Source organism: Nocardia amamiensis (genome assembly GCF_015477605.1).
GTDB lineage: Bacteria > Actinomycetota > Actinomycetes > Mycobacteriales > Mycobacteriaceae > Nocardia > Nocardia amamiensis_A.
In genome coordinates, this window is the sequence record NZ_JADLQX010000005.1 from 33,996 (window position 1) to 52,909 (window position 18,914).

The window sequence follows — 18,914 nt, forward strand, 5'->3', positions numbered from 1 at the left end:
GCGAACGGTGCTCGTAAGACTCGCACCCGACAGGGCTGGGAGGCCTGCATCGGCCTGTGTTCGTCTGCCAGCACCTGCGGCGTTCGTAAGACTCGCGCCTCCAGTCCTTGACCAGCGGCAGGTGGACAGCGCAGGTCGCGCCGCGCCGACCTACCGCACGGCTTGTTCACCGCCCATAGCTCGGTGAACAAGCTCAATCATGCACGGACCGGTTGGTCTTGTACATGAACGTGGCCGGTCTAGCCACGGCCGGTGTAGTTAGGGGCCTCGACGGTCATGGTGATGTCGTGCGGGTGGCTCTCCTTGAGTCCCGCCGCGGTGATCTGCACGAACTGCGCCTCCTGCAGATCCGCGATCGACTGCGAACCGGTGTAGCCCATGGCGGCGCGCAGCCCACCGACCAACTGGTGGATGACCTGGTTGACCGGCCCGCGGAACGGCACCCGGCCCTCGATGCCCTCCGGCACCAGCTTGTCCTCGGCGAGCACGTCGTCCTGGAAGTAGCGGTCCTTGGAGAACGACTTGGCCTGCCCACGACCCTGCATGGCGCCCAGCGAGCCCATACCGCGGTAGCTCTTGAACTGCTTGCCGCCGACCAGGATCAGTTCACCCGGCGATTCGGCGGTGCCTGCCAGCAGCGAGCCCAGCATCACGGTGGACGCGCCCGCGGCGATGGCCTTGGCGATGTCGCCGGAGAACTGGATGCCGCCATCGGCGATCACCGGGACACCCGCGGGCTTGCACGCCGCAACAGCTTCCAGGATCGCGGTGATCTGCGGCGCGCCGACACCGGCGACGACGCGGGTGGTGCAGATGGAGCCGGGGCCGACACCGACCTTGACCGCGTCCGCGCCCGCCTCGACCAGCGCCGCCGCACCCGCCCGGGTGGCCACGTTGCCGCCGACCACCTGGATCCGGTCGCCGACCTCGGCCTTGACCTTGGTCACCATCTGCAGCACCTGCGCCTGATGGCCGTGCGCGGTGTCCACCACGAGCACGTCGACACCCGCGTCGGCGAGCGTCATGGCACGCGACCAGGCATCCTCGCCGACGCCGACCGCGGCGCCGACCAGCAGGCGACCGTCGCGGTCCTTGGTGGCGTTCGGGTACTGATCGGTCTTGACGAAGTCCTTGACGGTGATGAGGCCGCGCAGCCGTCCGTTGCCGTCGACGATCGGAAGCTTCTCCACCTTGTGCCTGCGCAGCAGGCCGAGCGCGGCCTCGGCGGTCACACCCTCCTGCGCGGTGATCAGCGGGGCCTTGGTCATCACGTCGGCGACGCGGCGGTCCTGGTCCACCTCGAAACGCATGTCGCGATTGGTGATGATGCCCACAAGCGCGCCGGTCTCGTCCACCACCGGAAGCCCGGAGATGCGGAACCTGGCGCACATCGCGTCGACCTCGGCCAGGGTGTCGGTCGGGCGGCAGGTGACCGGGTCGGTGACCATGCCTGCCTCGGACCGCTTGACCGTCTCCACCTGGGATGCCTGGTCGGCTGTCGAAAGGTTGCGGTGCAACACGCCCATGCCGCCCGCGCGGGCCATGGCGATGGCCATCCGCGCCTCGGTCACGGTGTCCATGGCCGAGCTGACCAGCGGGGTGCGCAGCCGGATCTCCCTGGTCAACAGGCTGGAAGTCGCCACGGAGCTGGGGATGAGATCGGACGCGGCGGGCAGCAGCAGCACATCGTCGAACGTGAGGCCGAGCATGGCGATCTTGTTCGGATCGTCGCCACCCGTAGGAGGGCGGACTGCGATTCGTTCGCCCGATACGGGATTACTCATTCGGATCGACCCCTCCTGGACGTCGATAGCGACCGGCACCGGACGAACCGGCGTCGGGACGGCTGATGGGATGGACGGTGGCGTTCGGCGGCGGTGCTGTCGGGACCCGCCATAGCCTTGCTCCATGGTATCGGTCCGGTGAACTCGCCGACGAAGTGAGGCCACCACCGAAACTGGCAGGCCGCATCGCTGGCGCAGACGGCCCTGTTCTGCGTACCGTGGGGATGTGCGCGACCATCTACCACCTGGCTTGCCGCCGGATCCATTCGCCGGAGACCCCTCCGACCCGTCCGCCGCGCTCGATGCCATCGAGCCCGGCGAACCGCTGGATCCCCACGAGCGCCTTGCGGTCGAGGAGGATCTCGCCGACCTCGCGGTGTACGAGGCACTGCTGGCCCACCGCGGTATCCGCGGACTCGTGGTCAGCTGCGAAGACTGCAGGCAGGACCACTACCACGACTGGGACATGTTGCGCGCCAACCTGCTGCAGCTGCTGGTCGACGGCACGGTCCGCCCGCACGAGCCCGCCTACGACCCGACGCCGGAGGCGTATGTCACGTGGGACTACTGCCGTGGCTACGCGGACGCCTCGATGAACGAGGCCTTCCACGGCGACGGGTTCGACGGATTCGACAGCTGAGACCGCCCTCCCGCAGAGGAACGCGGCCCATTGCAGGCTCGCGTATTCGACGCTTGCCACTGTGATTTTCGACGCACACGGTCACGGTGTCAGGCCTATGGCGCGTCGTCGGTAAACCCACGCGCCGACAGCCCAATAGACAGAAAGCCGACCGCCGGATGGCGATCGGTTCATGTCTTTTTCCAGGATGCTTCTGTTCAGCGACCGGGGGTGAACGAACCCGGGCTGATGGGGACGCCAGGCACGACGACAGTCGGTGGCGTGTAGTTGCCCGGCGTCTGTGTCTGTATCCGCGTGGGAGGCTGCTGCGGCGCCGTGGGAGGCCCCCCGGTGTCCCCCGTGGGTTCCGCGGTAGGCGGCCGCACGTCCGTGGTCGGCGCGGTCGGCGGCTGCTGGGCCGGCGTGGTGGGTTCCACGGTGGCCTGCGGCGGCGTGGTCGCCGCAGGCGGCGGGGTAGTGACCGGCGGGACGGTGGTAGGTGCGCCACCGCCGTTCGGCGCGGTCGCGTCCGCCGATTGCGTCGGCCTGCCGGACTGCTCGGCCGGCTGCTGCAGGATCGTGGTGCCGGGGTCGCCGGTCGCCGGATTGGGCCGCGTGGTGGCCGTGTTGCCCTGAGTGGCGCGCGGGTCGGTGGTCTTCGGTGCCGTCGACTCGAGCTGATCGGCCAGATCGCCGTTCACCTTGCGCAACTCCTCCAGCAGGCGCTGCCACTCGGTCATCAACTCACTGCGCTTCTGCGGATCGCTGACCTGCTCGGCAGTCTCCCTGGCCCGCTCCAGACGCTCCTTTGCCTGCGTCGGGTTCTGCGCGACCAGCGCCGATGCCTGACTCAGGTCGTTGTCGGCCCGCTGCACCACGGTGGTCTGGGCCTGTTCACTGAACACGACCTCCTTGACCCGCCACAGCGGATCGCCCGGTTCAGCGTTGTACGAGAATGCCGTCATGCCCCCGATGACCAGGGCCAGTGCCGCCGCGGTGCCCATGATCGGACGAAGCAGCCGTAACCGGCCACCCGCGTGTGCCCCGATGCGAGCCTGCCGCGCGCCGATCTCCTGGTTGACCGCGGCGACGATCGCATCCAGATCCGGCTCCGCTGGCATCGGCGCGGCGGTGAGTTCCGCGCGCCAATCCGCGAGCAGCGTCGCGAGCTGATACTCCTCGGCGCTGTCGGTGTGCACCGGACCATCGCTGGCGATGGCGTCGATCAGAGCATCGTCGCGGCGTACCGCGGCAATGTCGACCGGGCCGGTGTCACCGGACGCCTCGGCGTAGGGACCGCTGTTCCGCGATCCAAGCCGCGCCTTCCAGTCACCCCGACCGCGCTCGCCATCCCTAGCCATACATTTCACCTGCCCTCGCCACTTGTGACTTGAGTTTCGCGAGTGCCCTGTGTTGGGCGACCCGTATCGCACCCGCCGTACTGCCCACGGCGACTGCGGTTTCTTCCGCTGACAAACCCATGACCAAGCGCAGGATCAAGATCTCCCGATGCTTCTCAGGAAGCGTCGCGAGCAGACGGTTCATCTGCCTGCTCGTCTCGGATTCGAGAGCTCGTTGTTCCGGTCCCTGGTCGGTGGATATGACATCTGGTACTTCGGCCATCGCCTCCGCCTTGTTACGGGCGGCATTGCGATGCGCGTCGGCGACCTTGTGCGAGGCGATCCCGTACACGAAGGCCATGAAGGGCCTGCCCTGGTCTTGATACCTGGGCAAGGCGGTCATCACAGCCAGGCAAACCTCCTGCGCAACGTCGTCCGCGGAGAGCTGCCCACGCTCCGCGGCTCCGATCCGCGCACGGCAGTAGCGCACCACCAGCGGACGGATCATCCCGAGTACTTGAGCTAAAGCGGATCTGTCGCCCTGCGCAGCGGCAGCGACGGCGAGGTCCAACTCTTCGCCCGTGTGCGTCATCGTCAGAGATATTCCTGGCGTTACAAGTGGCACGGTCCGGTGACGACCTGTGCTTCCACCGAAGGGGCGGAACGGATCTAACAATAGCGACCCGTTGGCGGGAACTTGGCAACACGGTGTTCTCCGTGATCGGCTACCAGCCGCCGAGCGGACGCAGCACCCCGCCGCGGCGACCGACGATCGCGGCGCACTCGTCCGCCTCCGCCGCCGCGCCTTCGACCCCCAGTCCGGCACGCAGCATGGCGCAGGCCCACCGCAGCGGGAGCAGGTCGTGCACGCGACACTGTTCGGCCACTTCCTCGCTCAACGCGACCGATCGCTCGCGCGTGTCGCCCGCCGCGGCGGCGGCGACCAGCAGGCGTGACTTGACCTGATGCCGCACCGAGGGCGCGCGCTCGGCCAATTCCAGCGCGGCCGCCGCGTGCTCGGTCGCGGACCCGGAATCGCCTGCCGCCAAAGCCGTTTCCGCGGACACCCAGTGCAGCCGGATCGCCGGACGCCAACTGGTCCGGTGCAGGCGCGCCGCCGCCGCACTGCGCCGCAGCAGCCGGTCGGCGAGCGCAGGCCGTCCGGTGCCGAGCGCGTCGGCGGCGAGTCCGGTGAGGGCGTCACAGATCGCATCGGCGCGGTTGGGACGGTAGTAGGCGCCGATGGCGCTCCCGGTCGCGGCGGCTTCGGCCGCGGCATCGGTCGCGAGGACCAGCGCGGCGGCCCGCCCGTCCGAAGCCGAGGCGCGATCGTGCCGGCCGAGTTGACGCAGAAATGAACCTTCCGTGCTTCCCGCCAGTGAGAGGAGCACCGGGTCGGCGCTGTGGTTGCATACTCTGCGCAACTCGGCCCTGGCCGCGGCGTAGCGTCCCTGGCCACCGAGAACCACCGCGCGATACCAGCAGCCGAGCGCATCCGAAGCGGGCGGCAACTCCGTGGCGGAACGGCCGGGATCGGCTCCGAAGGCGGCCTCGGCGAGGACGGTGAGATGAGGATCTTCGAGCGGAACGGGCGCGAACACGCGCGCACTCTATCTCCTGCCCGAACCGGGCCCGGCCCGGGGAAAGATCGACAGCAGCCCGCTGGCAACCTCTCGGCATTTCGTCGCCGAAGTCATGTTGCCATTAGGTAAATCTCGGTCCGGCAATCGCCGAGCGCCCACCCCGGGAATTCATGCGTGTTTCGTGTAATTAACCTGTCCGCCCCGTTTCCGCCATCTCCGATCCGCACGGCGCGGACGCCGCAGCGGGCAGGGGTGCTCGCCGCCATACGGCCGGCGCCGGCCCTCGCGGCGCCGCTCGGTCAGCGAAATGGGCTCTACCTGGGCAAACGCGGCTTTGCCCGGCGCATAGGGAAGCCACGGGCCACCGGCCAACCGAACAGTATCGCCGGAACCAACGCGAAAAGTAAACAGTCCGGAGGTTAAATGTGGCAGCGCGAGATTCGGAAAACTGCTGCGCCGAACTATTGACGGAATTTCGCGGCTGGACCTAACGTAGCTCATCGCCACGGACGGCGCCGCGCGAAATTGCAGCGACCGCGAAGGGCGAGCCCCCGGGGCACCCCAGCCGACACGGCGCCAGTGGCCCACAACTGTTGCAGAACAACTGCTCGACAATGCTGACGAGCTCGCACCACGAGGAGTTCACCATGCCCATGCCGACCCACCTTCCGGGACCTAACGCCGATGTCTGGGATTGGCAGATGAGAGGGGCATGCCGCGGACAGGATTCCGCGGTGTTCTTCCATCCCGATGGCGAGCGTGGCCGAGCCCGCACCGCGCGCGAGATGCGCGCCAAGGAAATCTGCCGTACCTGCCCGGTGCTCATGCAGTGCCGCACGCACGCGCTGAAAGTCAGCGAGCCCTACGGCATCTGGGGCGGCATGTCGGAGACCGAGCGCGAGATGCACGCGCGGCGCAGCCGCCGCCGCATGGCCGTCTGAGCCGAATCGTCTCCCATCCGCACGCCGCCGGGCGTCGAATGCCTAGCAAACAGCGGGCCACTGCAACAACTCCCGGCCGAGCCGCGCACGCAACACGGTGATCGGTTCAGCGCGGGGATCGGCGCGTGGGTTCCGATCGGTCACCATCGATCAGCCGGCCGCCGTGGCGTACGGTCCAGGACCGTGCGGCTGTGGGTCCGGCATATCGCGGGCACGCTCGGCGGTGCGAGCGCCGGGCCAGTAGAGCGATAACTTGCACGACCACAAAGGTGGCCCCGGAAGTGCCGCCGGTCGGGCACAGCGGGTCATGGCGTGTTTTCCTTCCGAGATGTCCGGCGTGTCGCAGTTTTTCGCCAACTCTTCGGCCTACGGTCAGTGGCGGGGACCCCACCGGAAGGGAGGCCATAGCGACGCGCTACGGTAGTGACCGATGACACAGAATGGAGCGTTGTGACAACGCGGCCGCCAGCCGCAGAGGGCGACTCGTTCCGAAGAGAAGCCTTCCCACCTTCGGTGGATTCTGCGGTTACGGCACGCGCAGCCGAAAGTATCGAGCTCGCCGCCCTTTTGCATCGATGCGGCCACGCCGACCAGGAAGCATTCGCCGAGTTGTACGACCGGACGTGTGCGCGCGTCTTCGGTCTGGTGTTGCGGGTGCTGCATGATCCGGGATACGCGGAGGAGACCACGCAGGAGGTCTATCTGCAGATCTGGCGGATGGCCGCGAGTTTCGACCCGGCGAAGGGCTCGGCGGTCACGTGGTTGATGACGCTCGCGCACCGGCGCGCCGTCGACCGGGTCCGCGCCGAACAGGCCCACACCCAACGCGAAGTCGCCTATGGGATCCGGGTTCTCGGCAACGAATTCGACGAGGTCACCGAAGAGGTCGAGCGCAGGTTCGAGCAACAGGCCGTCCTGGCCGGTCTCGCCACCCTGACCGAGACCCAGCGGGAAGCCATCTCGCTCGCCTACTACGGCGGGCGAACCTATGCGGAGGTGGCCACCTACCTCGACGTAGGGTTACCTACTGTGAAGTCCCGGATTCGGGACGGATTGACACGACTGAAAAGAAGTTTGGGGGTGACGTGAGATGAACGAACGCCAGATCGATCTCGCGCACGCCGTCGCGCTCGGATCGATCGACGACGAAGACCATCAGGAAGTCCAGGAACTGCTCGACAGCGAGGATCCCGTGCTACGCGCGGAGTTCGCCGAGCAGGCGAAGGATACCAAAAGAGCTCTTTCCACTTTCGCCACAGCCGCGGCGGTCACCCCGCCGCCGTCGCTGCGTGCTCGCTTACTCGCGGCCATCGCCGCGCAGCAGCCACCGGTCGCCAGCTGAACCCGGCCCCCGCCAAGACTTCCGCTCCGCGCGCGCCGCCCGTAGCAGTCGAACCGCCCAGGATCGACGTCCGGTTCCGCGCCAGACAGCGTGTCGAGCTTCGGAATACCCCGATAGTCGCGGACGTCAGGTCGTCGTGTGCACGGACAAGGCCCCCCGAACCGCACGGTCCAGGGGGCCTTGTCTGCTGGTTTTGCCAGAGCGGTTGCCGCTCAGTGCGCGTGGCCGTGGTGGCCGTGGTTGTTCTGCTCCTCGGCAGGCTTGTCGACCACGGCACTCTCGGTGGTGAGCACCATGCGCGCGACCGACGCCGCGTTCACGACGGCCGAGCGGGTCACCTTCACCGGGTCGACGACGCCGTCGGTGAGCAGGTCGCCGTAGCTGAGGGTGGCGGCATTGAAGCCCTCCTTGCCCTCGGCCACCTTGCTGACCACCACGGCGCCGTCCAGGCCCGCGTTGGTGGCGATCCAGTACAGCGGCGCCTGCAGCGCGGTGCGCACCACCTCGACGCCGACGGCCTCGTCACCGGACAACGCGTCGCGCAGCTCGGCGAGCTTGCCGCTCGCCTGCACCAGAGCGGTGCCGCCACCGGGCACGATGCCCTCTTCGACGGCCGCCTTGGCGGCGCTCACCGCGTCCTCGACGCGGTACTTGCGCTCCTTGAGCGCGGTCTCGGTGGCCGCGCCGACCTTGATCACCGCGACGCCACCGGCCAGCTTGGCCAGCCGCTCCTCGAGCTTCTCGCGATCCCAGTCGGAATCGGTGGCCTCGATCTCGCGACGCAGCTGCGCGACGCGGGCCTCGATGTCCGCCGCGGAACCGGCGCCATCGATGATGGTGGTGTCGTCTTTGGTGACGACCACGCGACGCGCCTTGCCGAGCACGTCGATGCCCGCCTCGCGCAGGGAGATGCCCAGGTCGGGGTTCACCACGGTGCCGGCGGTGACCACGGCGAGGTCGTCGAGGAACGCCTTGCGGCGGTCACCGAAGAACGGCGCCTTCACCGCGACCGCCTTGATCGTCTTGCGGATCGCGTTGACCACCAGGGTGGACAGCGCCTCGCCCTCGACGTCCTCGGCGATGATCAGCACGGGCTTGCCGCTCTCGGCGATCTTCTCCAGCAGCGGGAGGAAGTCCGGCAGCGAGCTGATCTTCTCGCGGTGCAGCAGGACGAACACGTCCTCGAGGACGGCCTGCTGGCTGTCGGCATCGGTGACGAAGTACGGCGAGAGGTAGCCCTTGTCGAACTGCACGCCCTCGGTGACGACGAGTTCGGTCTGCAGCGTGGAGGACTCCTCGACGGTGACGACGCCGTCCTTGCCGACCGTGGTCAGCGCCTTGCCGACCATCTCGCCGATCTCCTCGTCGCGCGAGGAGACGGTGGCGACCTGCGCGATCGCCTGCTCGCCGGAGACCGGGGTGGCCAGCGCGAGCAGCGCCTCGGAGACCGCGTCGGCGGCCTTGGCGATGCCGGAGCCGACCGCGATCGGATTCGCCCCGGCGGCAACGTTCTTCAGGCCGGCGCGGACCAGCGCCTGGGCCAGCACGGTCGCGGTGGTGGTGCCGTCGCCCGCGACGTCGTTGGTCTTGGTGGCGACGCTCTTGACCAGTTGCGCGCCGAGGTTCTCGAACGGGTCCTCCAGCTCGATGTCGCGCGCGATGGTGACGCCGTCGTTGGTCACGGTCGGGCCGCCGAAGGCCTTCGCGAGTACCACGTGGCGCCCGCGCGGGCCGAGGGTGACCTTCACCGCGTCGGCGAGCTTGTCGACACCGCGCTCCAGAGCCCGACGAGCCTTCTCGTCGAACTCGATCTGCTTTGCCATGTGTTTTTGCTCCTTGGGTTCGCGGCGCTGCGGGTGGTCTGTCGAAACCACGCCGGGCAATACGCCGAAGGCGCTAGCAACGCACTCCGCCCCGGGTCACGGGAGACACCGGGGCGGAACGCATGCGTGCCTGACGGCTACTTGGTGACGACGGCCAGCACGTCGCGCGCCGACAGGATGAGGTACTCCTCGCCCTGGTACTTGATCTCGGTGCCGCCGTACTTGCTGTAGATGACGGTGTCACCCTCCTTGACGTCGACCGGGATGCGGTCGCCCTTGTCGGTGACGCGTCCCTCGCCGACGGCGATGACGGTGCCCTCCTGCGGCTTCTCCTTCGCCGTGTCGGGGATGACCAGGCCGGAGGCCGTCGTCGTCTCGGCCTCGTTGGCCTGGACGAGGATCTTGTCCTCGAGCGGCTTGATGTTCACGCTCGCCACGTTGAGCCCTCCACTTTCAGGGGATGTCGGTCGCCCGGAACTGTTGTCCCGGACTCATCGGTTCGGTCACGGTGCTGACCCTGGGCATAGCCCCGTCGTCGCGGGTGCCGGGACCCCTGCTCAGTAGTCAAGCTGCTGGCACAAGCACTACACACAGTGCCGACTAGCACTCTATACATGAGAGTGCCAGCGCTCAAGGCTGGGCGGTGCCAACGTCGCACGGCGCGCCGGATGGCGCTCGCTGCTTGGCGATCAGTTCGGGAAAACAGTAACGTTCGGATAACGGAATGTGACACTATGGACGACGGTCGCTGTCGGGCCTTGTCGTTCGTCACCAATCGGCGACGTCGAGGCCATGCAGGAATACCACGGCGGCGCGGAAAACCGCAGCGTCGCAGCACCATCGTCGCATCATCAGCTTCACCAGAGAGCAACCCACGTGATCCATGGCCGGTCCTCGCGACCTCACCCGGACAAGGGCCGGTTCCATTCCCGGTCCGGATCGCGCGTCATCCACCCCGCGGTCCGGCAGTTCATTCGAGATGGTCGGCCACACCACGACCATCCGCTCGAAGGGAGGTGAACATGCGAACATCCCTCGGTATCTCGGCCGGGACCGAGGTCGTGTGCTCGGCGCTGGTCGTCACCGCGCCCAACGGCGCGCAGCGCTTCGACTACCGCGTCGTCTCCGCCGACGCGGCCCATTCCGACCTCGGTGACCTGGTGGCGTCCTCGATCGAGCTGATGACCACCCAGCTGCCGACCACTCAGCCGCCGCGCGACATGGTCCCGCCGGTCGGTGGGCGCTTCGCCGGTGCGCCATGCGATTTCGAGTCCGTGACCAGGCGCCCGCCCACCAGCGTCGCGGTCGCCTACCGCACCAAGGAGCAGGCGCAGGTCATCCGCTCGGCCACTGGAAAACAGCGTGATCTGCGGTTGATCCCGGAGGGCACCGCCGCGTTGACCTATCTGCGGTACACGGGTCTGCTCGACCGGTACGACACGGTAGCCATCGTCGATCTGGGCGCGTCCGGGCTCACCGTCACCGTCGCCGACCTCACCGACGGCTCCCTGCTGCGCTCCGATCGCACCACAGCCGTCAGCGGCAAGGTCATCGACGACCTGATCTACCACCATCTGGTCGACCTGCACTTCGCCCGGCGCGGCACCCGCCCGAACCGCGGCATGCTGACCAACCGCGGCCGCGCGGCCAAGGAGCACCTGTCCATCGCGCCCGCGGTCACCATCGACCATGTCGCCGGCCGCCCGCTGAAGCTGACCAGGGCCGACTTCGAAGAGTTGATCGCCGACCTGCTGCGCGACCTGACCGTGTTCGTCACCGCCGCCTTCACTCGCGCGCCGCGGCCACCAGAGGCGGTCGCGGTGATCGGCGGCGGCGCGAACATTCCCGCGGTGCTCGACAGGTTGACCGCCGTGCTGGACGTGCCGGTGTTCACCGTGCCCGACCCGGAGGCGGTGACCGCGAAAGGCGCTGCGCTGGTCGCGGATTCGGTGCAGCCGTCGGTGTTCCCGGTCGGCGGCCTCGGCGGCGACGCGCCCGCAGGGACATTCACCAAGGTGTTCGGCACCCTCGCCGGCGCGATCGTGGTCGTCGGCCTGATCGTCGGCTACGGCGTGAAGACGTTCGCGCCGACCTCGGACGACGAGGTTTCTCCCGCGGGGACCACGAGCAGCGCCTCCCACCTGCCGACGCCGGTGCCCGCCCCGCCGCCCGGCAATGGCGGCGACCCGCACAGCACCGTTCGGCCCACCGGCAGCATCGCGCCGACCACCACGGCCGGGGCAGGCGGCACTGGGATCCCGTCGATCACACCGACTCAGCCCACGCTGCGCCCCGACCCGAACCTCCCGCCGATCCCGTTCCCGGAACTGCTCGGCCCGATGCTCGGGAACCGCAATGCGCCCCTGGGCGCTTCGACCGATGCGGAGCCGAGCGGGAGCGGGGACACGCCGGTCGGCGCCGCCGTGCCCGACACGGGTTCGGGACCGGCCCAAGCGCCGGCGCGCTCGCGCCTACCGCTCCTTCCACGAGCGAACTCCGGGTCGGCGGCCGACACCGAGTTCGTCCCGGAACTGCTCACCACCCCGAACTGAGTTCCTCCGGGTCTTCCGGCCGTACCAGTCTGGTGACGCGGGACTTTCGGTAGTTGCGTCGACTCGCCGGTGTCGGACCGACTCGGCCGCAGACCACATGCACGCTCTGCTGGAGGTTTCAAGGTTCCGTCTCAGCTCAGCCCACGAGGCTGACCGACACCGGCAGACCCGGGTCGGTGGCGACCGTCAGCGGCGACGGCGCCGCGCCGCCTGCGATCACGTGTGCGCCGAGCGCCGCGATCATCACGCCGTTGTCCGTGCACAGCCGGGGCTTGGGCACGCGCAGGGTCAAACCCGCCGCGGCGCAGCGCTCCTCGGCCATCGAGCGGATCCGCGAGTTGGCCGTCGCGCCGCCGCCGAGCACGAGGGTGCCGACGCCGACGTCCTCGGCGGCGCGCACCGCCTTCATGGTGAGCACGTCCGCGACCGACTCCTGGAACGACGCCGCGATATCGGGGATGGGCAGATCGTCGGCGGCGATGCCATCGCGCTGCGCCGCCTCCACGTAGCGGGCCACCGCGGTCTTGAGGCCGGAGAAGGAGAAGTCGTAACGCGGGTCACGCGGTCCGGTCATGCCCCGGGGGAACGCGATGGCGTGCGGATCACCGTTCGCCGCAGCGGCATCCAGCGCGGGACCACCGGGAAAGCCCAGCCCGAGCAGGCGCGCCACCTTGTCGAACGCCTCCCCCGCCGCGTCGTCGACCGTGCTGCCCAGCTCGACGATCGGCTCGGCCAGATCCGTGACGTGCAGCAGATGGGTGTGCCCGCCGGAGACCAGCAGCGCGACGCACGGCGGCATCGGCCCGTGCTCCAAGGTGTCCACCGCGACGTGCCCGCCGAGATGGTTGAGTGCGTAGAACGGCACATCCCACGCCGCCGCATACGCTTTCGCCGCCGCGACGCCCACCAGCAGCGCACCGGCCAGGCCCGGCCCGATCGTCACGGCCAGCGCGTCCGGCTTGGCGATACCCGCGGCCGACAGTGCGCGGCGCATCGCGGGCACGATCGCCTCCAGGTGTGCGCGCGAGGCGATCTCGGGGACGACGCCGCCGAAGCGGGCGTGCTGGTCGACGCTGGAGGCGACCTCGTCGGCGAGCAGTTCGCAGGTGCCGTCGGCATTCCTGCGGACGATGCCGACACCGGTTTCGTCGCAGGAGCTTTCGATTCCCATGATGATCACGACAGCACCTCATCCGGTGTACGCCACTCCCGCTCCGCGCTGGTCAGCGCGGGGCGGCGCATCGTGTACGCGTCGGCGCCGCTGGGGTGGTAGTAGTTCTTGCGCAGTCCGATGATGTGAAATCCGTGCTTGGCGTAGAGCGCGATCGCGGGCGCGTTGTCGGTGCGGACCTCGAGGAACACCGGTCCGCCGCGCCTGCCTGCCTCGGCGAGCAACGCCTCCAGCAGCAGCGTGCCGATGCCCGCGCGATGGCAGTGCGGGTCGACGCCGATGGTGTGCACCTCGGCCTCGGGGTGTTCGGCATCACCCAGCAGGGCGATGCCCGCGTAGCCCACCATTCGCCCGTCGTCGTCGCGCGCGGTGATGTAGCGATTGTGCGGCCCCGCCAGCTCGGACTGGAACGCCACCGCGGCCCACGGGTCGTCTTCCGGGAACAGCAATTGCTCGAGCTCGACGCAGCGCGCGATGTCGGCGGGCACCATCGGTTCGATCCGGACAGCCACCGTTGTCACGCCCCCGTCCGGTCGAGCTTGCGATAGGCGTTCTCGACGGCGTCCGGCCTGCGCAGGTACAGCGGAACAAGCGGCTCCGGAACGGTCCGGGCGAGCAACTCGGCCGCGGCGACGCGCACCAATCCTGCGGGCGAGGGTGTCTCGGCCGGCAGCACGGGAAGATCGAAGAAGTCGACGTGCGAAGCGGATCCGGCGACGGCCGTGGCCGGTCCCGCGTCCAGATCGGCCGGCTTGCATACCTCAGGCCCGGCGACGCGCGCGCCTTCTCGATATCGCGCCCAGTACACCTCCCGCCGACGCGCGTCGGTCACCACGAGCAGCTCGCCGGTCGGCGGAAGCTCCACCGCGGCGTCCGCCGCGATCGCGTCGAGGCTGCACACGCCATACACCGGGATGCCCAGCGCGTCACCGAACGCGGCCGCCGTCGCCATGCCCACGCGCAGGCCGGTGAACGGGCCCGGACCGACGCCGACCACGATCGCGGCGATATCGGTCCTGGAACGGCCTGCCTCGGTGAGGCATTCGAGAATTTGCGGGGTGAGTACCTCGGCATGGGCGCGGGGGTCGACCCGCACCCGGGAGGCGATGGTGCGCGCCTGGACGGGGCCGGTCGCGTCGGCGCCCTGATCCAGGTCCACGAGTCCCGCTGTAACGGCGGGTGTCGCGGTGTCGACGGCGAGTACAAGCATGATTGGCCTAACGATACCGGGTGGTAGGCGCCACCGATGCGAGCTACCTGGTAGCTAACCCACCCATTCCCAGATCGCGGTGCGCACATCCGAATCCGGCTCGCGCGACAACAGCACCCGCAGATGCCGCTCGGTGAGATGCTCCACCACCCCGCGGCCCCACTCCACCACGACCACCGCCTGATGCAGATCGGTGTCCAGGTCCAGGGCGTCGAGCTCGTCCAGGTCGCCGCCGAGCCGATAGGCGTCCACGTGCACCATGGGCACCGCGGGCGCGCCCGCGCGGTGCCCGGCCGGGTGCTGACGGGCGATGATGAACGTCGGCGAGCTGACCCGGCCCTGCACGCCGAGCCCTTCGGCGATGCCGCGGGTCATCGCGGTCTTGCCCGCGCCGAGCGGGCCGTCCAGCACCACCAGGTCACCGGCGCGCAGGTCCGCGGCCAGTTCGCGGCCGAGGGCTTCGGTGTCGGCGACGGTGGGCAGGACCCGTTGCCCCGGTTCAGCCACCGGCCACCTCCGAGGCGTCGCCCAGCATCGGGTCGATGGCGCCCGCGCGCACCAGCAACCGGTCCAGCGCGGCATTGACGATGTCCGGGTACTGCAGGTGCGGCATGTGCGCGGCGCCCTCCAGCCGGATCAGCTCGCTGCCGGGCAATGCCGCGGCCAGCGCCCGGGAATTGCGGAACGGGATCACCAGATCGTGGCCGCCGCCGAGCACCAAGGCCGGTGTGTCGGCCAAGGCGGGCAACGCCGCCGACTCGTCGTGCAGTTCGATGGCATGGAGGAACTTCACGATGGTTTCCATCGGCGTCCGATCGATCATCAGCGTGGTGAAGCGCGACAGGGTCGGGCTCACCGGGCCGTGGAACGAGCTGACGTGCAGAATCGGCGTGATCACGTGGCGCGCGGTGACGCGGCCCGCCTGTACCAGGGCGGGCGAGGCGTGCACCGCCAGCCGGAACCCGTCGATCGCGGGGTTGCGCAGCAGCTGGCCGATGCCGGTCGCGGTGACCTCCGCCGCGGTCGTCGAGAGCAGCGCGATCCCGATCACCCTGGCCGCGAACAACTCCGGAAAGCGCGCCGCCGCCGCGAGGATTGCCATTCCGCCGAGCGAATGCCCGACCAGAACCACCGGTCCGGTCGGCGTTGTGGCCGTCAGCACGGCGGCGAGATCGCGGCCGAGCTGGGCGACGGTGCAGCTCGCGGTGCTCGGCGTTCCGGAGCGGCCGTGCCCGCGCAGATCGAAGAACACCATGCGGACCTGTGCGCCCCAAAGCTTTTCCAAGTCGCGGCGCTGGAAGTGGAAGGACTGCATGCTGTTGCAGAAGCCGTGCAGGAAGATCACCGTCACCGGCGCGTCGTCGGGGCCGCAGGTCCGGGTGGCCAAGGGCACTCCGTCGTCGGCGAGCACCGTGCCCGCGCGGTCCGCGTCGATCAGCTCGAAGTTCTCGTCGCGGTAGTCGTCGCCCCGTGCCGGCCACAGCACACGCGCGCCGGCACGACGCAGCGCGTGCGCTCCCGCCAGCGCGCCGACCACACCGACGGTGGCCAGCCCGCCACGCAACGGGGTGACCCGGAACCGGCTCATCGAGCGCCGCCGACGTAACGCCGGGTGACCCGGCCGCGCGGCGAGCACACCACTTCGTAGTGAATGGTGCCGAGTAGGTCCGCCCAGTCCTGGGCATGCGGTTGGGTGCCGAAGAGGATCGCGGTGTCGCCTTCCTGGACGCCCGCCGCGTTGTCACCGAGATCGACGACGAATTGGTCCATGCACACCCGGCCGACGTTCCGGCGCCGAGCACCGCCGAGCCAGACGTCGAACCGGCCGCTCAAAGGGCGGAACACGCCGTCGGCATAGCCCGCGGGAATCAGCGCGACGGTGGTGTCGTGCGGTGCGATCCACTGGTGTCCATACGAGACGCCCTCCCCCGCCGAGACCCGCTTGACCAGCGCGACCCTGGCCTGGAACGTCATCGCCGGACGCAGGCCGAAGTCGTCACCGGGTATCGGGGACAGGCCGTACACGGCGATCCCGGGCCGGACCAGGTCGAAGGCCAGATCGGGGCGGGTCAACGTGGCGGCCGAGTTGGCGATGTGCACCAGCTCGGGTTCGAGGCCGTGCTCCTTGGCCGCGGCGATCGCTTCCAGGAAGCGGGCGCGTTGCACGTCGTTGTTGGGGTGTTCCGGTTCGTCGGCGTGCGCCAGATGCGAGAAGATCGCGCGGAACCGCACTGCCTGCTCGTCGACCAGAGCGCGCAGCGGCGTCAGGACCTGCGGGTATTCGATCGGCAACACGCCGTTGCGGTTGAGGCCGGTGTCCACCTTCACGCTGACCGTCGCGGTGCGTCCGGTCTTGCGGGCCGCGGCCTCGACCGCGCGCAGATGAGCCGGCGAGGAGACACCGATCTCGACATCGGCCTCGACCGCTGCCGCGAAGTCCGCGTCCGCGTTGTTGAGCCAGCACAGGACGGGCGCGGTGATCCCCGCCGCGCGCAGCTGCACCGCCTCGGCCACCGTCGTGACACCCAGCTCGGCCGCTCCCGCCGCCAATGCCGTCCTGGCCACCTCGACCGCGCCGTGGTTGTAGCCGTCGGCCTTCACCACCGCCATCACCCCCGCGTCCCCTGCGTGTTCCCGCAGGATCCGCACGTTGTGGGCAATCGCGTCCAGATCGATGACCGTTTCCACTTGCGCACTCACGGCAGTGCTGTCCGCCTCTCCGCGTATTCCGGCTCCCCGCCGCTCCGGGCCTTCCGGCGTACCAGTTGGGTGGCGCGGGAGCTGCGGTCGGTTTTGGTCGAGTCTATTGGCGCGCGAGGTTCTGGTCGCAGCCGGTTGACCCGCCCGACCCCGCGCGACAAGACGCATCGATTACGGCAGCACGCCTGACGCGGCACCTGGCACGCCGGTTCGCGCCCGCCTCGACGGTCCGAGCGCGGCCAGGTCAAGAGGGTGTACGAGCACAACCTCGATGGCGGACCGACAGCAGGATGGGCACCACTACCAACGACTCGTCGCCGAAAGAGCTTCGCGTCGGCCATCGACTCGGCAGCGTCATCGACCCGAGCGCACTGGCGCCCTACCACCTCAGAACGGATGGGCGAGACGGCGCAGGACGCCGATCGCGGGGCGGACGTGGGCCGAGAGCAGGCTCGCCGAGATGGGGGCTCCGGCCGGGGCGGCGTCGAGGGCGGCGAGGTTCGCGGCCAGGGCGTGCACGCGCGCGGCCGCGGCGGCGGACCAGGCGGGGTCGCGGCCCGCCGCGAGCAGCGCGCCGATGATGCCCGAGAGCACGTCGCCCGCACCGGCGGTCGCGGCCCAGGAACCGCCCGCGTCGTTGACCAGGGCGGGGCGGTCCGGTGCGGCGACCAGCGTGGCTCGGCCCTTCAACAGCACGGTGACCTGCCAGGAGTCGGCGAGCTCGCGGACGGCGGCCACCCGGTCCGCGCCGACCTCGCGGCCGGTGAGGCGGGCGAACTCACCGGCGTGCGGGGTCAGGACGGTCGCAGCGGCGCGGTCGCGCACCAGCCACGGTTCGGAGGCGAGCAAGGTCAGTCCGTCGGCGTCGACGACGACCGGAAGATCCGTGGACAGGATCTCGGTGAGGCGCTTCCTGGCGTCGGCGTCGGTGCCCGCGCCGGGACCGAAGACCCAGGACTGGACACGTCCGGCGGCGGCGACCGTCTGCGTGGCGATCACTTCCGGAAAATGGTTCAGCACCTCGGTCGCTCCGGTTCCGGCATACCGCACCATGCCCGAGGTCGCGGCGACGGCGGCGCCGGCGCACAGCACCGCGGCACCCGGATAGGTCGCGCTGCCCGCGCACACGCCGGTGACGCCTTGCGTGTACTTGTCGTCGGCCGGGCCGGGAACCGGCCACGCGGCGCCGATCGAGACGGGCTCCAGCGCGGCGAGGTTCGGTTCAGGGAGGCGTAAACCGATGGGAACCAACTCGATTCGGCCGCATTGCGCCGCGGCGAGGGCGTGCACCGGTTTGTAGGCGCCGAAGGCGACCGTGACATCCGCGCGGACGGCGGGCCCTTCGATCGCACCGGTATCGGGATCGACGCCGCTGGGCAGGTCGGCGGCGACGATCGGCGCATCCAGCGCGGCAACGATTTCCGCCGCGCGTGGACGCAGCGCGCCATGACCGGAGATGCCGACGATGCCGTCGATCACCAGGTCCGGGTCGCCGACCTGGCCGGCGACCCGCCCGCCCGCCTTGCGCAGCGCGGCAAGCCCTTTCGCGTGCGCGCGTTCCGGATTCAACAGCACCGCGGTCACCGCGACACCGCGGCGGCGCAACTGCGCACCGGCCCAGAGCGCGTCCCCGCCGTTGTCGCCGGACCCGACCAGCAAGGTCACCGCTCGGCCCGCGACACCGCCGGTGCGCTCCCGCAGCTCGCCCGCGACCACCGTGGCCAGGCCGTGCGCCGCGCGACGCATCGGCACCCCCTCCGGCACCCGGGTGAACAGCTCGGCCTCCGCCGCACGCACCTCGTCGACGGTGAAATAGCCCCGCTGCGTGGACATCGCCGCTCCCTCCGTC

Annotated in this window: 18 protein-coding genes; 5 read left to right on the top strand and 13 right to left on the bottom strand. The window is 69.6% G+C overall.

Features of this window, described 5'->3' with window-relative positions; translation table 11 throughout:
- Positions 1-239: 239 nt before the first annotated feature.
- Entirely contained in the window at positions 240-1,784 is a 1,545-nt protein-coding gene (guaB, locus tag IU459_RS08345) for an IMP dehydrogenase (protein WP_195128914.1), read from the bottom strand.
- Positions 1,785-2,010: 226 nt separating this feature from the next.
- On the opposite strand from guaB, the gene IU459_RS08350 reads away from it, so the two are divergent.
- Positions 2,011-2,424, top strand: a complete 414-nt coding sequence (locus IU459_RS08350; protein ID WP_011207424.1) for a DUF5319 domain-containing protein — start codon at positions 2,011-2,013, stop codon at positions 2,422-2,424.
- A 197-nt stretch (positions 2,425-2,621) separates the two neighbouring features.
- Here the strand turns inward: IU459_RS08350 and IU459_RS08355 are convergent, their stop codons facing one another.
- The 3 genes from IU459_RS08355 to IU459_RS08365 all read right to left on the bottom strand — a co-directional run bounded on the left by IU459_RS08355 (position 2,622) and on the right by IU459_RS08365 (position 5,344).
- Complete coding sequence (locus IU459_RS08355) at positions 2,622-3,764, bottom strand: anti-sigma-D factor RsdA (protein ID WP_195128915.1); 1,143 nt, start codon at positions 3,762-3,764, stop codon at positions 2,622-2,624.
- On the bottom strand, positions 3,757-4,335 hold the full coding sequence (locus IU459_RS08360) for a sigma-70 family RNA polymerase sigma factor (protein WP_195128916.1): 579 nt from the start codon (positions 4,333-4,335) through the stop codon (positions 3,757-3,759). Before IU459_RS08360 ends, IU459_RS08355 begins: the two co-directional genes overlap by 8 nt.
- A 133-nt stretch (positions 4,336-4,468) precedes the next feature.
- Positions 4,469-5,344 (bottom strand): hypothetical protein, encoded by an 876-nt coding sequence (locus IU459_RS08365; RefSeq protein ID WP_195128917.1) that lies wholly within the window; start codon positions 5,342-5,344, stop codon positions 4,469-4,471.
- Positions 5,345-5,973: 629 nt separating this feature from the next.
- Here IU459_RS08365 and IU459_RS08370 point away from each other — a divergent pair.
- The 3 genes from IU459_RS08370 (at position 5,974) to IU459_RS08380 (ending at position 7,609) form a co-directional block, all read left to right on the top strand.
- Entirely contained in the window at positions 5,974-6,267 is a 294-nt protein-coding gene (locus IU459_RS08370) for a WhiB family transcriptional regulator (protein WP_195128918.1), read from the top strand.
- 513 nt (positions 6,268-6,780) lie between these two features.
- Positions 6,781-7,356 carry a sigma-70 family RNA polymerase sigma factor gene (locus tag IU459_RS08375; protein WP_040774592.1) on the top strand — a complete coding sequence of 192 codons (576 nt, stop codon included), beginning with the start codon at positions 6,781-6,783 and terminating at the stop codon, positions 7,354-7,356.
- A gap of 1 nt (position 7,357) precedes the next feature.
- Positions 7,358-7,609, top strand: a complete 252-nt coding sequence (locus IU459_RS08380) for an RskA family anti-sigma factor (RefSeq protein WP_195128919.1) — start codon at positions 7,358-7,360, stop codon at positions 7,607-7,609.
- A 212-nt stretch (positions 7,610-7,821) separates the two neighbouring features.
- Here IU459_RS08380 and groL read toward each other — a convergent pair whose 3' ends face one another.
- Both groL and groES read right to left on the bottom strand, forming a co-directional pair.
- Positions 7,822-9,432: a chaperonin GroEL gene (gene groL, locus IU459_RS08385; RefSeq protein WP_195128920.1), complete on the bottom strand. Its 1,611-nt coding sequence runs from the start codon at positions 9,430-9,432 to the stop codon at positions 7,822-7,824.
- A 137-nt stretch (positions 9,433-9,569) separates the two neighbouring features.
- On the bottom strand, positions 9,570-9,869 hold the full coding sequence (gene groES, locus IU459_RS08390; protein WP_014981824.1) for a co-chaperone GroES: 300 nt from the start codon (positions 9,867-9,869) through the stop codon (positions 9,570-9,572).
- A gap of 585 nt (positions 9,870-10,454) precedes the next feature.
- Between groES and IU459_RS08395 the strand changes: the two genes are divergently transcribed.
- Positions 10,455-11,984 (top strand): Hsp70 family protein, encoded by a 1,530-nt coding sequence (locus IU459_RS08395; protein ID WP_195128921.1) that lies wholly within the window; start codon positions 10,455-10,457, stop codon positions 11,982-11,984.
- A 136-nt stretch (positions 11,985-12,120) separates the two neighbouring features.
- On the opposite strand, the gene tsaD is transcribed toward IU459_RS08395, so the two are convergent.
- From tsaD to IU459_RS08430, 7 genes are all read right to left on the bottom strand, one after another.
- On the bottom strand, positions 12,121-13,164 hold the full coding sequence (gene tsaD, locus IU459_RS08400; protein ID WP_195128922.1) for a tRNA (adenosine(37)-N6)-threonylcarbamoyltransferase complex transferase subunit TsaD: 1,044 nt from the start codon (positions 13,162-13,164) through the stop codon (positions 12,121-12,123).
- Positions 13,161-13,667, bottom strand: a complete 507-nt coding sequence (rimI, locus tag IU459_RS08405) for a ribosomal protein S18-alanine N-acetyltransferase (RefSeq protein WP_195129089.1) — start codon at positions 13,665-13,667, stop codon at positions 13,161-13,163. The genes tsaD and rimI overlap by 4 nt, the downstream gene beginning before the upstream one ends.
- Positions 13,668-13,672: 5 nt before the next feature.
- Positions 13,673-14,365: a tRNA (adenosine(37)-N6)-threonylcarbamoyltransferase complex dimerization subunit type 1 TsaB gene (tsaB, locus tag IU459_RS08410; protein WP_195128923.1), complete on the bottom strand. Its 693-nt coding sequence runs from the start codon at positions 14,363-14,365 to the stop codon at positions 13,673-13,675.
- A gap of 54 nt (positions 14,366-14,419) precedes the next feature.
- Positions 14,420-14,872: a tRNA (adenosine(37)-N6)-threonylcarbamoyltransferase complex ATPase subunit type 1 TsaE gene (gene tsaE, locus IU459_RS08415; protein WP_324198797.1), complete on the bottom strand. Its 453-nt coding sequence runs from the start codon at positions 14,870-14,872 to the stop codon at positions 14,420-14,422.
- Positions 14,865-15,953: an alpha/beta fold hydrolase gene (locus tag IU459_RS08420; RefSeq protein WP_195128925.1), complete on the bottom strand. Its 1,089-nt coding sequence runs from the start codon at positions 15,951-15,953 to the stop codon at positions 14,865-14,867. Before IU459_RS08420 ends, tsaE begins: the two co-directional genes overlap by 8 nt.
- Complete coding sequence (gene alr, locus IU459_RS08425; protein ID WP_195129090.1) at positions 15,950-17,092, bottom strand: alanine racemase; 1,143 nt, start codon at positions 17,090-17,092, stop codon at positions 15,950-15,952. Before alr ends, IU459_RS08420 begins: the two co-directional genes overlap by 4 nt.
- Before the next feature lie 360 nt (positions 17,093-17,452).
- Positions 17,453-18,898 carry an NAD(P)H-hydrate dehydratase gene (locus tag IU459_RS08430; RefSeq protein ID WP_195128926.1) on the bottom strand — a complete coding sequence of 482 codons (1,446 nt, stop codon included), beginning with the start codon at positions 18,896-18,898 and terminating at the stop codon, positions 17,453-17,455.
- Positions 18,899-18,914: the final 16 nt, after the last annotated feature.

What these genes read in the sequence shown, in the direction of transcription:
- guaB (WP_195128914.1), bottom strand. Translation starts at nt 1,784, where the DNA reads ATGAGTAATCCCGTATCGGGCGAACGAATCGCAGTCCGCCCTCCTACG.
- IU459_RS08355 (WP_195128915.1), bottom strand. Translation starts at nt 3,764, where the DNA reads ATGGCTAGGGATGGCGAGCGCGGTCGGGGTGACTGGAAGGCGCGGCTT.
- IU459_RS08360 (WP_195128916.1), bottom strand. Translation starts at nt 4,335, where the DNA reads ATGACGCACACGGGCGAAGAGTTGGACCTCGCCGTCGCTGCCGCTGCG.
- IU459_RS08370 (WP_195128918.1), top strand. Translation starts at nt 5,974, where the DNA reads ATGCCCATGCCGACCCACCTTCCGGGACCTAACGCCGATGTCTGGGAT.
- IU459_RS08380 (WP_195128919.1), top strand. Translation starts at nt 7,358, where the DNA reads ATGAACGAACGCCAGATCGATCTCGCGCACGCCGTCGCGCTCGGATCG.
- groL (WP_195128920.1), bottom strand. Translation starts at nt 9,432, where the DNA reads ATGGCAAAGCAGATCGAGTTCGACGAGAAGGCTCGTCGGGCTCTGGAG.
- IU459_RS08395 (WP_195128921.1), top strand. Translation starts at nt 10,455, where the DNA reads ATGCGAACATCCCTCGGTATCTCGGCCGGGACCGAGGTCGTGTGCTCG.
- tsaB (WP_195128923.1), bottom strand. Translation starts at nt 14,365, where the DNA reads ATGCTTGTACTCGCCGTCGACACCGCGACACCCGCCGTTACAGCGGGA.
- IU459_RS08420 (WP_195128925.1), bottom strand. Translation starts at nt 15,953, where the DNA reads ATGAGCCGGTTCCGGGTCACCCCGTTGCGTGGCGGGCTGGCCACCGTC.
- IU459_RS08430 (WP_195128926.1), bottom strand. Translation starts at nt 18,898, where the DNA reads ATGTCCACGCAGCGGGGCTATTTCACCGTCGACGAGGTGCGTGCGGCG.